This window comes from Alicyclobacillus fodiniaquatilis, from assembly GCF_042678105.1.
GTDB lineage: Bacteria > Bacillota > Bacilli > Alicyclobacillales > Alicyclobacillaceae > Alicyclobacillus > Alicyclobacillus fodiniaquatilis.
Genome location: NZ_JBHUCX010000018.1, coordinates 86409 through 101395, shown reverse-complemented (window position 1 = coordinate 101395; position 14987 = coordinate 86409). Strand labels below are relative to the sequence as shown.

At 51.4% G+C, this 14987-nt stretch carries 15 protein-coding genes; 2 read left to right on the top strand and 13 right to left on the bottom strand.

Annotated features, from left to right (window positions below; translation table 11 throughout):
• Positions 1–142 precede the first annotated feature (142 nt).
• Together ACFSB2_RS05940 and ACFSB2_RS05935 are read left to right on the top strand one after the other, a co-directional pair.
• Positions 143–511, top strand: coding sequence for a hypothetical protein (locus tag ACFSB2_RS05940; RefSeq protein ID WP_377942122.1), 369 nt, complete (start codon positions 143–145; stop codon positions 509–511).
• Positions 512–571: 60 nt separating this feature from the next.
• Entirely contained in the window at positions 572–1009 is a 438-nt protein-coding gene (locus ACFSB2_RS05935) for a CBS domain-containing protein (protein ID WP_377942121.1), read from the top strand.
• A 49-nt stretch (positions 1010–1058) separates the two neighbouring features.
• Here ACFSB2_RS05935 and ACFSB2_RS05930 read toward each other — a convergent pair whose 3' ends face one another.
• The 13 genes from ACFSB2_RS05930 to ACFSB2_RS05870 form a co-directional block, all read right to left on the bottom strand.
• Entirely contained in the window at positions 1059–1238 is a 180-nt protein-coding gene (locus ACFSB2_RS05930; RefSeq protein ID WP_377942120.1) for a hypothetical protein, read from the bottom strand.
• Between the two features lie 105 nt (positions 1239–1343).
• Positions 1344–1565 carry a small, acid-soluble spore protein, alpha/beta type gene (locus ACFSB2_RS05925; protein WP_377942119.1) on the bottom strand — a complete coding sequence of 74 codons (222 nt, stop codon included), beginning with the start codon at positions 1563–1565 and terminating at the stop codon, positions 1344–1346.
• An 88-nt stretch (positions 1566–1653) separates the two neighbouring features.
• A complete protein-coding gene (locus tag ACFSB2_RS05920) occupies positions 1654–2787 on the bottom strand; it encodes a citrate synthase (protein ID WP_377942118.1) in 1134 nt (377 codons plus the stop codon).
• A 211-nt stretch (positions 2788–2998) separates the two neighbouring features.
• Entirely contained in the window at positions 2999–3559 is a 561-nt protein-coding gene (locus ACFSB2_RS05915; RefSeq protein ID WP_377942117.1) for a manganese efflux pump MntP, read from the bottom strand.
• Positions 3560–3566: 7 nt separating this feature from the next.
• Entirely contained in the window at positions 3567–4940 is a 1374-nt protein-coding gene (locus ACFSB2_RS05910; protein WP_377942116.1) for a folylpolyglutamate synthase/dihydrofolate synthase family protein, read from the bottom strand.
• A gap of 135 nt (positions 4941–5075) precedes the next feature.
• Positions 5076–5681 (bottom strand): 3-isopropylmalate dehydratase small subunit, encoded by a 606-nt coding sequence (gene leuD / locus ACFSB2_RS05905; RefSeq protein WP_377942115.1) that lies wholly within the window; start codon positions 5679–5681, stop codon positions 5076–5078.
• Complete coding sequence (gene leuC, locus ACFSB2_RS05900; protein ID WP_377942114.1) at positions 5659–7101, bottom strand: 3-isopropylmalate dehydratase large subunit; 1443 nt, start codon at positions 7099–7101, stop codon at positions 5659–5661. Before leuC ends, leuD begins: the two co-directional genes overlap by 23 nt.
• 165 nt (positions 7102–7266) lie before the next feature.
• Complete coding sequence (ilvC, locus tag ACFSB2_RS05895) at positions 7267–8286, bottom strand: ketol-acid reductoisomerase (RefSeq protein ID WP_377942113.1); 1020 nt, start codon at positions 8284–8286, stop codon at positions 7267–7269.
• Positions 8287–8350: 64 nt separating this feature from the next.
• Positions 8351–8881, bottom strand: coding sequence for an acetolactate synthase small subunit (gene ilvN / locus ACFSB2_RS05890; protein ID WP_377942112.1), 531 nt, complete (start codon positions 8879–8881; stop codon positions 8351–8353).
• A complete protein-coding gene (ilvB, locus tag ACFSB2_RS05885; protein ID WP_377942187.1) occupies positions 8878–10605 on the bottom strand; it encodes a biosynthetic-type acetolactate synthase large subunit in 1728 nt (575 codons plus the stop codon). Before ilvB ends, ilvN begins: the two co-directional genes overlap by 4 nt.
• Positions 10606–10644: 39 nt before the next feature.
• Positions 10645–12312, bottom strand: a complete 1668-nt coding sequence (gene ilvD, locus ACFSB2_RS05880) for a dihydroxy-acid dehydratase (protein WP_377942111.1) — start codon at positions 12310–12312, stop codon at positions 10645–10647.
• Positions 12313–12375: 63 nt separating this feature from the next.
• Positions 12376–13269, bottom strand: a complete 894-nt coding sequence (ilvE, locus tag ACFSB2_RS05875; RefSeq protein ID WP_377942110.1) for a branched-chain-amino-acid transaminase — start codon at positions 13267–13269, stop codon at positions 12376–12378.
• A gap of 386 nt (positions 13270–13655) precedes the next feature.
• A complete protein-coding gene (locus tag ACFSB2_RS05870; protein WP_377942109.1) occupies positions 13656–14945 on the bottom strand; it encodes a homoserine dehydrogenase in 1290 nt (429 codons plus the stop codon).
• Between the last annotated feature and the right edge of the window lie 42 nt (positions 14946–14987).

Below are 14987 nucleotides of genomic sequence, written 5' to 3'. Positions count from 1 at the left end.
CTTTTCTCATATCACCATATTCTTCGCATCTCACTCACAGGATATTCCAGACACTGGTCAGTCATACAACCCAAGCTTGCGTCATATATGGGACAACCCCGCCATACACATAAATGAACGTGATGATGAGGGAGTCTGACCTATGAATAGTAAAACGACATGTCGAATCATTGGATGGATTTTCTTAACACTCGGCGGGATTGGTGTGTGCGGCGGGCACGTGGGCACATATTTGCAGTTTACGCACGTGGAATCTTACCTAAACTTAGCCTTTGGCTCCATCAGCGTGCTGGCTGCCAGAAGGCGCCATCGAGTCTCTGCTGCGACAGCGATGCTGACCGGCCTCTTATATTGCATCTGGGGAACCTCCGGCCTTTTTTTTCAACATCCGCTGCTCGGCAGCGTAGAACCATTGGATACCATCATGCACGAACTGGCCGCCATCTGGGGAATCGGGACCGCTGCACACGATGTATTGCTTTGGCGCAAGCAAATATCTTCCGCATCATAACCAGCGACATCGCGGACATACTACCCCCGTACGCGAATTTTTCCTGGGAGGGGTATGCAAATGAAAGTGGAACAAATCATGACGACCAACGTTCATTGCTGTTGCACAACAGACACCATCCAGAAAGCCGCTCAAGCAATGAAAAACCACAACTGTGGTTCCGTTCCAGTGTGTGACAACAAGAAGGTTGTCGGGGTCATCACCGATCGCGACATCGTTTTGAAAGCTGTTACGCAAGGCAAAGCTGATCTCAAAGTGGAACAATGTATGTCCAACAAAACGGTAACAGCAACACCTGACACGGATGCGCACGAGGCGGCTGATTTGATGGCACAGCACCAAATTCGCCGTTTGCCCATTGTCAATGCATCTGGAGAATTGTGCGGCATCCTCTCCATTGGCGATTTGGCCACAGTCGACATTCACATCAATGAAGCAGGTAGCGCACTGAGCAAAATTTCTGCACGCACCGATACACAATCAAACGTCTTGCAATAAAGGCGCTGGAAAATGGACGATCCCGATATTGGGATCGTCCATTTCCTTGTCACTGTGCATCCGTCTGTTTGGTCGGTGGCAATTGGCCGCCGTGCATGTGAATGAAAGCCTGCAAATGCGATTCGAGCATGCCAGATGCGACTTTGACCATCCGATAAATGAGCATGAATCCACACACCAAGGCAGCCTGGCCACTGCCGGTCAGAATGGCCGCAACTGTCGTATCCATACCATATCACCTCCTAATAGAAGAGGTGCTGCGAGAACATCATTTGTGGGACAAGCAAAACAAAAAAACCTCAGCGCGCGAAGCGCCGAGGCTTTTTGCAAGAACTTATTCTTCCGGTGTGTTTTCCGCCATATGTTGTTGCGCGAACGCAACCAGCTTACGCGTGATGCTGCCACCGATGGATCCATTTTCAAAAGAGGATACAAAACCCCAGTAGCCATCAGCCGGGGGAGTAATCCCCAGTTCCGATGCCACCTCGTACTTCATATCCTGAAGTGCCCGTGTTGCCTGCTGAATCACCAAACGATTGCTGTTGCTGTTGGCCATTGTCCATCCCCTCCTTGAGGATATGGTCCCCGCGCGAGGAGTGGCATAGCCTAACACATTCTGCTACTTTACGTCGGTTCTACCTGCATTAGCGCTTGTTTAACGGCACATACTTTTGGTCGACCTTGCCGACATATTCTGCGCGAGGGCGGATCAGTCGGTTGTTTTTGTATTGCTCAAGCACATGCGCCGTCCAACCAGAAATGCGGCTACAAGCGAAGATGGGCGTAAACAAATGTGTCGCAATGCCCATGGCATAGTATGTCGACGCAGAATAGAAGTCGACATTCGGATTTAAGCCCTTCGTCTCCTTGACGTACTGTTCGATGGTCTGCGACATTTGAAACCACTTGGTCTCGCCCTTCAGTTCGCCCGCTTCTTTGCTCAACCTGCGCAAATGGGTAGCCCGCGGATCTTCTGTGCGATAGACTCGATGGCCAAAGCCCATGATTTTTCGTTTATGATCCAACGCGTCTTTAATCCAGCCTTGCGCTTTGTCCTCATCGCCAATTTCGAGCAACATCCGCATAACCTGCTCATTGGCCCCGCCGTGCAATGGTCCCTTCAATGTCCCAATTGCCGATGTGATGGCCGAGTACATATCAGACAATGTTCCGGCTGTGACGCGCGCAGAGAACGTCGAAGCGTTCAATTCATGGTCTGCATGCAGAATCAGTGCGGTATTAAACGCCCGCTCCTCAAATTCGTTCGGTTTTTCGCCGCGTAATTGATAGAAAAAGCTTGCTGCTGCGCTCAGCGAGGGATCTGATTGAATGGGTTCGAGACCCTGGCGGATCCGTTCAAATGAGGTGACAATCGTGGGGACTTGCGCCACTAGACGAGTTGCTTTGCGAACATTCGCCTCAATGGATTCATCGCCATCGTCTTTGTCGTACAAGCCGAGATTGGACACCGCTGTCCGCAACACGGCCATTGCATTCGCATTCTTCGGAATGGTGTACAAAAATTTCAAAACTTCTTCTGGCAATTCGCGTTGCGATGCCAATTCTTTACTAAAAGCGTCAAGTTCCGATTTCGTGGGAAGTTTGCCATGCCACAGCAGGTAGACGACATCCTCAAAACTGGACCCGCCATTGACGAGATCATGCACGTCATACCCCTGGTAAATCAGACGGCCTTCTTTTCCGTCCACAAAGCAAATTTCAGATGTGTTGGCAATGACGTCTTCCAACCCGGCTTTAAACGTGGTTTCATTTGCCATGAAGGTACCTCCTCATCCCTCTTACCGTTTGTGAAGAGCTGTTGCTGCATGCGATATGCGTAACCGGACTTCACGAATCTCCTTCGACATTATACTACAAGTTCCAAATAGCTCAAAAACGCGCTGTTTTGAGCATAATGTCAAACACCCCAAAAGTGAGGAGTCACCATGTGCAGATCACTCCTAAAACAACAGAAAAGACGATGCAACATCAGACAAAAGCCATGACACCAGCCACAATCAGTAAAACCACACCCGTCAACTTGTCCGCGGAAATCGTCAAAGATTTTCCCATAGCTCGTCCAAGTTCCAGGCCTAAAATGGTCATCCCCAGACTGACGAGGCCGAAAACCAACGCGGCCAAGCCAAGCGGCGCATGAAACATCCCTGCGCCAAATCCCACCGTCAGATTGTCCAAGCTCAGCGCGATGGCCAAAAAGACAATTCGCGCGCCATGCGCTTTGGCCACCTTGTCAGATTCATCCACGTCCCCATCTCGTTTGAACAAACTGTAGACACCCATCACAACCAGGACAGCGATGCCAATCAGACGCGCTTTATTTCCCACGGCGCCAGCCAATGATTCCCCAACCGCCATGCCAATGACCGGCATAAGCGCTTCAAAAATCGCAAAGATGATGGCCGTGCGAAATTGGGTCCTGCGCGGCAACTGCGATGTGCCTAGCCCGATGGACGCCAACGCATTATTCGCCCCCATCGCCAAGCCTAATAAAATCAATTGCCAAATCAGACGGCATTCCTCCTGTAACAAATTTTACTCAAGGGATCCAAATGGACTCTGTCGGCGTCTCAAACGCGCGCAGCACATCGCCAACATAAGATTGTGTACCTGCGAAGATGAGCACGTCTTCAGCACGTGATTTGTCCAGAGCCATGGCGATGGCTTTATGTACATCTGGCTCCACATCCACTTGATTCACGTATTGCAAGCCCAATTGCTGAAAATCACGCGTGTAGCGCATATGTTTGTTTGTACAATGTGTAAACAGCAGCCAATCGCAGTAAGACCCAAGTTCCTCCAATACCCCCGGCGCATCTTTCCCGTCCGGCAGTGAGAGAATGGCGCCTATTTTTCCCGTCTTCTCACGCGCCTGGAGCCACTTGGCAATAAACTTCGCATTTTCTTTGTGAATGGTGCCATCGAGCAGACAAGTCGGTTTATCCTGAATCACTTGTAAGCGGCCAGCGAGACGTAGACCGGTCAGCTCTACATCCACATCTTGCACTGTGCCCGTTAAGTCTCTCATCACATGCGCAGCTCCGACCAGCGCTACCGCGACATTGCCAACGAATGGAAACAAACTGTCAGGAATCTTCGCACGCAATATCTTACCGCGCCAGGTGGTAGTCACCGTTGCGACCTTCCCGCCTCCGTCAGATTCCTCAGCGACTGAAACGTCAAAATCGCGGCCCAGCGATGCAATCGACAGCCCTTGCGCCACGTCGGCGCCAGCGGCGCCTAACGCCAACAGTCGCTCCTCAACAAACGACGCTTGCGTGTAGCTGATCAACCATTTGACATCTGGTGTGATGACGCCAAATTTTTCATCTGCGACATCCAACCACGTCGGTCCCAGCTTGTCCAAGTGTTCCGGAAAAACAGGCGTTAACAACGCGCCCCGATGACGAATTTGGTTGACGTCATCGTGGCGTGCGCCACGGCCCAATTCAAAGACATTGACGTCTGTCTGCATATCGCGAAAATAAAGAGAAGCCATCACCGCCAATAAACCGACTGGCCCAAAATACTGCCCGTTCGGCAACGGTGCGCGGTTAACCTCATCTTCCACAAGCTTTGCATATGAAACAAACTGTTCGCCAGCTATCATCTGCCCATCCACACGCAAGCGCTCAAGAAAATCGACCAAATGCGGACTCGTGAACAAGCCGACACGCAGGCCCAGTCGCTGTAAGATAGCTGCCATTAAAATGGCGTGCGAACCCTTGCCCTTGCTCCCAGTCACCGCAACGTTGAACTGGTTTGCATCTGGATTGCCCAACTGATTCAACAGCCAACGGGTCCACTCTGGATGCCTGACATCCCGATCATAACCGCGTTCAATTTGCTTTGAGACACGTCCATATGAAGCATAGACGGAATGTATTGCTTGAGTCACCAATTGCTCGATCACGCCTTGGCCCCCGTTCCTAGTAAGTGTAGCACAGACAAAAGCACGCCGCCGACACTCAAAGTCAAAAACCGAGTGAACAGCGACGTACTTCATCACATTTTATTTGAGATTTTCCATCATGCAGAAGTACAGATTCTAGTATACGTACTGATATGCCTTGCGCTTTGCTTCGTATGCTGCAATTTCCGATTCATACTGCAACGTCAAGCCGATGTCATCCAAACCAAGCAACAACATATGCTTTTTGTGTGGATCGATATCAAATGCCACACGCACGCCGTGATCGGTCTCAATCCACTGCTCCTCTAAATTGACCGTGATGTCATTCCACTCTCCGCGCGCATGGCTGGCCGCCAAATCATCGCGCGCCGCTTGTGAAATCACAATCGGCAACAAACCGTTCTTAAAGGAGTTATTGAAGAAGATATCCCCAAATGACGGGGCAATAATGACTTTAAAACCGTAATCGCTCAAAGCCCAAACTGCGTGCTCACGAGAGGAACCGCAACCAAAATTCGTATCTGCCAGCATGATGCTGACCCCTTTGGCCTGAGGCGCATTCAACTCAAAATCGGGATTTGGCTCGCCAGATGGAAGGAAACGCCAGTCGTAAAACAAGAACTCCCCAAATCCATCACGTTCGATCCGCTTTAGAAATTGCTTCGGAATAATCTGATCCGTGTCCACATGCCCACGGTTGAGACAGACGACTTTACCCTTATGCTGAATGAGTGGTTCCACGTGTCAGTCCTCCTTCTTTGACGACATCCCAACTGCTGACATCCACAAAGCGACCTGCAATCGCCGTTGCCGCTGCTGTCGCCGGGCTGACCAAGTGCGTGCGCGAACCGCGTCCTTGGCGTCCCTCAAAGTTGCGATTGGATGTGGACGCACAACGTTCACCAGCCGGTATGATATCCGGGTTCATCGCCAGACACATGCTGCAACCAGGTTCACGCCACTCAAATCCAGCTTCGAGAAAAATGGTGTGGAGCCCTTCTGATTCCGCTTGGCTTTTCACCAATTTTGACCCAGGGACAACCAGTGCGCGCACGCCTTCAGCCACATGCTTGCCACGAGCAACTGCGGCGGCAACGCGCAAATCCTCAATCCGGGCATTGGTGCAAGAACCAATAAACACGTGTTGAACTTCCACATCCGTCAATTTCGTGCCCGCTTGAAGGCCCATGTAATCGAGCGCCTGTGCGACCGCTTTCTGGTCTACCTGCGATTCGAATGCAGCCGGATCCGGAATCGGCTCATTTACACTGCCGCCCATACCAGGATGCGTGCCCCACGTCACTTGCGGCGAGAGAGATGACACATCAAACACGATGTCTTGATCGAACAGCGCATCCTCGTCTGACTTGAGCTCTGCCCACTCTGCCACAGCAGTATCCCAGTCCGCCTCACGAGGTGCGTGTACTCTATCCTTCACATAGGCAATGGTCACTTCATCTGGCGCAATCAACCCTGCGCGCGCGCCAGCTTCAATGGACATGTTGCACATGGTCATGCGCTGCTCCATCGTGAGCTGCGCAATCAAGCTGCCTGCGAATTCAATCACATGCCCAACGCCAAAATGCACGCCGTACTTTGCGATTAAAGCGAGAATGACGTCTTTGGATGTCACCCCATCCTGCAACTCGCCCTCAAATCGAACACGGATGGTCTTTGGCTTGACCTGCCAGAGACATTGCGTCGCCAGCACGTGCTCTACTTCGCTTGTCCCAATGCCAAACGCAAGTGCGCCAAACGCGCCGTGTGTCGAAGTGTGGCTGTCGCCGCAAACAATCGTCTTTCCAGGCAGCGTGAGTCCGAGCTCAGGTCCGATGACGTGGACAATCCCCTGATGAGGGCTGTCGAGCCCAGCCAACGGCAAACCGAATTCCTCGCAATTTGCAACCAAGGTCTCAATTTGCTTTTTGGCGATCTCGTCTCTGACATCGTGCGGATTCTCTGTAGGCACATTGTGATCCATCGTCGCGTATGTCTGCTGCGGCTGACGCGCCTTGCGTCCGCTTGCGCGCAAACCAGCAAATGCCTGAGGCGAAGTCACTTCATGCACCAATTGCAAATCAATGTAAATCAAGCTTTGTCCATCCGGCAATTGCGTCACGACATGCGCATCCCAAATCTTTTCAAACAATGTCTTTCCCATTGCTCTACTCGCAACCTCCCATCGTGAAAATCACCAATTCTTTTAAGCATATCCATTCTTCAACTAGAAATCATTGGTGATTCACGGTCTGCCTTGAAGTCTCTTGACGTGGGGACAGGCGCCCCCTGTCCCCATCGCATTATCTCGTAGCGGGATAACAATCTATCAAGCTTTTGTGCTAGAAACAGCTTGGCGGCTCGATTTAATGAATGGCATCATCGCCCGCAGTTCACGGCCAACGACCTCAATCGGATGCTCCTGCTCATTGCGGTTGATGGCATTGAACATCGGACGATTTGCTTGGTTTTCAAGAATCCACCCTTTGGCAAATTGTCCACTTTGAATGTCTGCCAAAATGCGTTTCATCTCAGCCTTCGTCTCGTCAGTCACAACGCGCGGCCCACTGGTGAAATCGCCCCATTGTGCTGTGTCCGAGATGGAATAACGCATGTATTCCAAGCCGCCCTCGTAAATCAAATCGACAATCAGCTTCATCTCGTGCAGACATTCAAAGTATGCAACTTCCGGTTGGTAGCCAGCCTCAAGCAATGTTTCAAAACCTGCTTTGACAAGTGCAGCCAAGCCGCCGCAAAGCACAGCCTGTTCACCGAACAAGTCGGTCTCTGTCTCTTCTTTGAATGTGGTTGTCAAGATACCTGCGCGTGATGCGCCAATTCCGCGACCGTAAGCCAAGGCCAATTCCAACGCCTGACCACTTGCATCTTGTTGAACAGCCACAAGAGCCGGAACACCGCCGCCAGCTTCATAAACACGGCGCACCAAGTGACCAGGCCCTTTGGGCGCAACCAAAAACACGTCGACATCGGCAGGCGGTTGAATTTGGGTGAAATGAATATTGAAGCCATGCGCAAACGCAAGCGCTTTGTCTTTGTTCAAATACGGTTTGACTTCCTGTTCGTAAACGGCCACTTGGCGTTCGTCTGGCAGGAGAATCATCACGACGTCTGCGGCTTCTACAGCTTCGCCGACCGGCAAAACAGTAAAACCATCCGCTTCGGCACGTTGCCACGATGCACCGGGACGCAAACCAATCACCACATCAAACCCGCTGTCGCGCAGGTTGAGCGCATGCGCGTGGCCTTGCGAACCGTAACCGAGAATCGCCACTTTCTTATCACTCAATGGCTGTACCGCAATGTCTGCATCGTAGTAAACTTTCGTCATGTCAATCTCTCCTCATAGAATGTGATAATTAGTTCATAGATGGATAATAGGGATGGCATCATCATTAAATTGAAATGACATGGCCCTCTGTTACACGTCTTGCCTCCGTGACAGCAGCTGTATCTCGCAGCAAAGCAGTCAACCCAGTGCGCGCCAACTCTTTAATGCCAAAGGAACGCAGCAGACTGATTAAAGCATCCACTTTCTCCGGACTGCCAACCGCCTGTACCGTGACCGTGTCACGACCTACATCGATGATGCTGGCGCGAAACGGCTCAATCAGTGAAGTCAACCAATCACGCTGTTGAATCGGGCTATTCACTTGAATCAAAGCCAATTCGCGGGCAACCATCGCCTCTGACGTCAAATCCGTCACTTTTAAGACATCTATCTGCTTGTGCAACTGCTTGATGACCTGCTCCAAAGCCGCGTCATTCATGTTGTTCATCACAATGGTCATGCGGGAAAGGCCAGGAACCTCCGTGGCCCCCACAGTCAAATTTTGAATGTTAAACCCTTTGCGCATAAACAGCGCTGTGATGCGATTGAGTACGCCTGCCTTGTTATTGACAATGATGGAAATCACGCGATTCACGGTTTCACCCCCACAATCTCATGCAATCCACAACCACTGGGCACCATCGGATAGACGTTCTCCCTCGGTGCGACACGACAGTCAAGCAACGCTGGACCAGCTGTATTCAAGAACGCTGTCAATGTATCATCTAACTCGGACAATTGCGTCACTTGAAACGATGCAAAGCCATACGCTTGCGCCAGTTTTGTAAAGTCAGGCTGCCAATCCATCAAGGAGTGCGAATACCGTTCCTCATAGAATAGTTCCTGCCATTGGCGCACCATGCCAAGCGCACCGTTGTTGACGATGACTACTTTGATGGGAAGACCCATTTCGGCAATGACGGCCATTTCCTGCAAGGTCATCTGAAAACCCGCATCCCCGACGAGCGCGACCACCAGATCTTCAGGTTTGCCAATTTGCGCGCCGATGGCTGCAGGCAAACCAAAGCCCATTGTCCCAAGTCCACCCGAAGTCACCCAACGATCCGGTTTTTCCATCGGATAAAACTGCGCCGCCCACATTTGATGCTGGCCAACATCGGTGACCACAACCGCATTTCTGTCCGTCATGCGGGCGATCTCGGCGATGAGATGCTGTGGTTTGATAACCTCTCCATCCTGGACATACCAGAACGGGCACTCAGCCTTAAGTTGCATCAATTGCTCACGCCACGCCTCAATCGCAAGCGGCGACAATGCATCATTCAACAGCAGTTGAAGCGCCTCGCCGACATCACCGACCACCGGAATGTGTGTGACGATGTTCTTGCCGATTTCAGCCGGATCGATATCAACGTGAACGATGGTCGCTTTCGGTGCAAAGTGAGCAGTATTGCCCGTCAACCGATCATCAAAGCGCGCCCCGAAGTTGATGAGCAAATCCGTCTCGTACAGTGCGGCATTCGCTGCAGCGCTGCCGTGCATTCCGCCCATTCCCAAAAACAACGGGTCATCTGCTGGAAAACCGCCCAATCCCAGCAGTGTGTGCACCACTGGTATGCCCGTTTTTCGCGCGAATGCTGTCAGCAGTTCATTGGCACCGGCATGCAGAACACCTGCGCCCGCCAGAATGACCGGTTTCTTCGCCGTCTTCATTGCGGACAGCATCTTGCGAATCTGCATCACGTGCGGCACAATCGTCGGCTGATACCCTGGCAACTGCGGTGGATCCTCATAGAGAAAAGGAGCGAGTTCGCCAGCGACATCCTTCGGGATATCAATCAGCACCGGACCTTTGCGCCCTGTATTGGCAATGTGAAACGCCTCTTTAAATACCGCTGGCATTTCGGCGGCAGACTGCACTTGGTAGTTATGTTTCGTGATAGGTGTGCTAATCCCGATGATGGACGTTTCCTGGAAAGCGTCGGAGCCGATGACAGAGCGTGCAACCTGCCCTGTAATGGCGACAATCGGCAACGAGTCCAGCATCGCGTCAGCCAAACCCGTGACCAAATTCGTAGCACCCGGGCCTGAAGTGGCAATGACGACACCAGGTCGTCCTGTCACGCGCGCATAGCCCTCTGCCGCGTGAATCGCGCCTTGTTCGTGGCGCGCCAGCACGTGCCGAATGCCACACTCGTAAAGCGCATCGTAGAGCGGCAAAACAGCGCCGCCAGGATACCCGAAAATGACCTCCACTTCTTCTCTGCGCAAAACCTCGACCAACATGTCTGCACCTTTTAGCATTTTTGGTTTCGTAGATCTCGTGGATTCAGTTGCAATGTCTTTGATTTCTGACATGACACCCATCATCCTTCCTCCTCTCCAGTGAATCTCCAATTAAATTTTAAGGACAGCTCCCGTGTTCGCCGATGTAACCAAGTGCGCGTAGCGTGCGAGATAGCCATGCTTCACAGATTTGTCCGGCGCCACAACCGATGTCCGACGCTTTTCAAGCGTCTCGTCATCGACTTTTAGTTCGATGGTCCGCGCTTTGATATCGATGCGAATCAGATCCCCATCTTCAATCAAGCCAATCAGACCACCTTCCGCAGCTTCTGGTGAGATATGTCCCACGCAAATGCCGCGCGTTGCGCCAGAAAAGCGACCGTCTGTGATCAACGCCACATCTCGCCCCAGCCCTCGACCGACAATGGACGAAGTGGGCGCCAACATCTCTGGCATGCCAGGGCCACCTTTGGGGCCTTCGTAGCGAATGACGACGACGTGTCCCGCCTTGACCTCGCCACTGTCAATGCCGGCTTGCGCCGCATCCTGTGAGTCAAAGACGATGGCAGAACCTTCAAACGTTTCAATGTCTGGGTCCACAGCGCCGACTTTCAATACTGCGCCATCAGGCGCGAGATTGCCGTAGAAGATAGATAAGCCACCTTCAGCGCTGTACGGGTTGGTCACGCGGCGAATGACGACATCATTCGTAATTTCCGCATGCGCCACACTTTCGGCAATTGTCTTGCCGCTGATGGTGATACGCTCACCGTTCACTGCGTTTGTATTTTCGCATAATTCACGCATAATTGCAGCCACGCCGCCAGCCTCGTTCACATCCTGCATGCTGTATTCAGAAGCCGGACTGATCTTCGCCAGATAAGGCACACGCTTGGCAACTTCATTGATTTGCTTGAGGTCGTAATCAATGCCCGCCTCATGTGCGATGGCCATCAAGTGCAATACCGTGTTTGTCGATCCGCCCATGGCCATATCCAGTGCAAACGCGTCGTCAATTGCCTCTTTTGTAATAATGTCACGCGGTCGGACATCCTCTTGAATCATGCGAACAAGGTGGTGTGCTGCTTGGCGTATGAGGTCGTGCCGCTCTGGGGATGTTGCGACAATCGTTCCGTTTCCGGGGAGCGCAATACCGAGCATTTCCATAATACAATTCATTGAATTTGCTGTAAACATGCCAGAACAGGAACCACACGTCGGACACGCAGATTCTTCCAGTTCTTTTAACTCGCTTTCTGACATCTTGCCTGAACGATAGCGACCAACCCCTTCAAACACGCTCGACAGGGACAGATTGTGGCCGCTCCTGCTTTTACCTGCTTCCATCGGCCCGCCCGAGACAAAGACAGAGGGCACGTTGGTTCGCACAGCCGCCATCAGCATACCCGGCGTGATCTTGTCACAGTTGGGGATGTAGAAAACGCCATCGAACCAGTGTGCTTGGATCATCGTTTCTGCCGAATCCGCAATCAGTTCGCGACTGGCCAGTGAGTAGCGCATTCCGATATGCCCCATGGCAATCCCGTCATCCACGCCGATGGTGTTGAATTCAAACGGGATGCCGCCAGCTTCGCGGATAGCATCTTTGACCACTTCCGCAAATTGTTTCAAATGTACATGTCCTGGAACAATGTCGACATAGGAGTTACACACGCCGATAAATGGTTTCGGCAAATCAGTAGGCCGCACGCCTGTCGCATACAACAGACTGCGATGAGGGGCCCTGTCTGCTCCCTTTTTGATCATATCGCTGCGCATTTAGGTCTCTCCTGTTCTCTGTTTAAAGAAATCCTTACTAATGCAAAAAAACGCCAATCAAACCTATGAAATCTCTTCTTTTGAATACAATTGTACACCATCTCGTCTGGTACACACTTGAAACGCTTTGTGCAACTTTTTTGTCACAGCGCCTGGCCGTCCATCGCCGATAACGCGCTCATCCACTTCCACAACAGGCACCATCTCTGCCGCAGTGCCCGTTAAGAACACTTCGTCAGCGACGTACACATCGTGTCTTGTGAATGGCTCCTCTTTGACAGTGAGGTTTAACTCAGCCGCCAACTCCATCACAGTCGCGCGGGTAATGCCTTCAAGCGCACCCAAATAGGCGGGTGGCGTATAAAGGATCTCATCGCGGACGAGGAAAATGTTCTCGCCTGACCCTTCGACCACGTAGCCTTCACTGTTCAAAACGAGCGCTTCGTTTGCGCCCGCGGCGTGTGCTTCTATCTTAATCAGCACGTTATTTAAATAGTTGAGTGACTTGATTTTCGGATTCAATGCATCGGTGCGATTTCGCCTGGTTGCAGCCGTGATCGCTTTTATGCCATTTTCGTAGAGAGATGGGGCAAACATATTCAATTGTTCAGCAATAATGAAAACTTGCGCGGTAGGACAAAGATACGGACTTAACCCTAAATCGCCATTGCCTCGTGTCACAACAAGTCGAATATAGGCACTCGATAGCTGGTTGCGCCGAACCGTTTCGCATACCAACTCCGGCATTTCATCCTGAGAATAGGGAATTTGTATGAGGATTGATTTTGCAGAATCATACAGACGTCGGATGTGCTCACGCAATTTGAAAACATTCCCGTCGTAGACGCGAATCCCTTCGAAAATACCGTCTCCATATAGTAGTCCATGGTCAAATACTGATAGCTTTGCATCTTCACGATTGACGAAAGTCCCATTCAAAAAAATCTGAGAAGCCATGCAAGAGCACCCCTTTCCTGTTGATTCAGACCGTCGTGCAATTTAGGGATTAGAATATTCAAACAAATAACACATAATCCGGTCTAATCTGCCATGCATTCGCCTAAAAATCCTTATGTGGCGCGCTTTATCGGCTTGCTGGTCATTGTAGTACGGGTATATGTACGTGTCAATGTGCGTATGTCATGACCAATTCATTGTAAACGCTTTCTAAATTCAAACAGAAAACGCTTACTATCAGACCAAAACTAGCAAAAGGGAATTTTCAAAAAAATTTTTCATCGAACTCCGTCGCGCTGCGCGGAAACTGTGGGCAGATGGCGTATGTGAGCTTTTCTAACGTATCGATAGAGGACGGATACGCAAAAAAACCGGCCTTCCGAGTATCACTCGGCGGCCGATTCCACAGGCATCACACACTCAACAGAATGAATGTGAAGAATGTCTTGTAGTTGCAATTGCATTTGCCGGGCACTGGCACTTGGGATTTCGTGCGTAACGATGACAATTTCAGCACATCCGCCATGCACACGCTTTTGCAGCACAGTCTCCATGCTTGCGTTTGCTTCGCCAAAAAACTGAGCAATGGCGGCAAAGACCCCCGGTTGATCATGCGCGATCAAACGGAAGTAATATTTATATCGTTCGTCTTCCCGTTCAACGACGGGCTTATAGGACATGGTTCCATTTGGTGAACTGACCACATAGCCAAGCTTTAGATTGCGCACAAGCGAGATGACATCTCCCACGACAGCGCTGGCTGTGGGCATGCGCCCAGCACCGCGGCCAAAGAACATCAAATCCCCCGCTGCATCCCCACGGACATATAGCGCGTTGTAGGCGTCTGAGACATGTGCCAGTGGGTGCACTTTGGGAATCAATGTCGGCCGCACAGACAAGGTCAGTTCTCCTCCGTGATCTCGTCCGACCGCCAACAACTTGATGACATATCCCAATTCATCGGCATAGCGCACATCTGTCGCCGTGATGTGGCGAATGCCGACGACCTTGACATCACTTAGGTGGACCTGCGTGTGAAAGGCAATTGAAGATAGAATCACAAGTTTGCGCGCGGCATCTAGCCCGTCCACGTCACTGGATGAATCAGCCTCAGCATAGCCGAGCGATTGGGCCATATCGAGCGCTTCTTCAAAATCGATGTGGCGCGTTGTCATTTCGGAAAGAATAAAGTTGGTCGTACCGTTAATAATGCCCTTTAAATCTGTGACCTCATTTGCGGTCAGATTCTCTTTGAGTGGTCCTACGAGTGGAATGGCGCCACCCACCGCCGCTTCGAACAGAACGCTGGCATGATTTTCCGCAGCCACGCGCAGAATCTCTGGACCATGCAATGCAATGAGATCTTTGTTTGCTGTGACCACGTGTTTTCCACGACTTAACGCTTGAAGGATGTATGTTTTTGCCGGTTCAATGCCGCCAATGGTTTCCACCACAACCTGAATGTCTTCGTCCTCCAACACATCGCGCGGCTCCTGTGTCAGACGTTCATGCTCAAACACCACGCCGCGATCTTTCGATACATCCCGCACAAGAATGCTTTTCACTACAGGACGCGACCCAGTCATATCAGCGACTTTGCCCGCACGCCGACGAACAAGTGAAACAACTCCCGCTCCGACCGTACCGCATCCGAGCAGTCCAATGTGCAAATCCATCGGCGACTCTCCTCTCTCCCACACATCAAAGCAGAACAACTC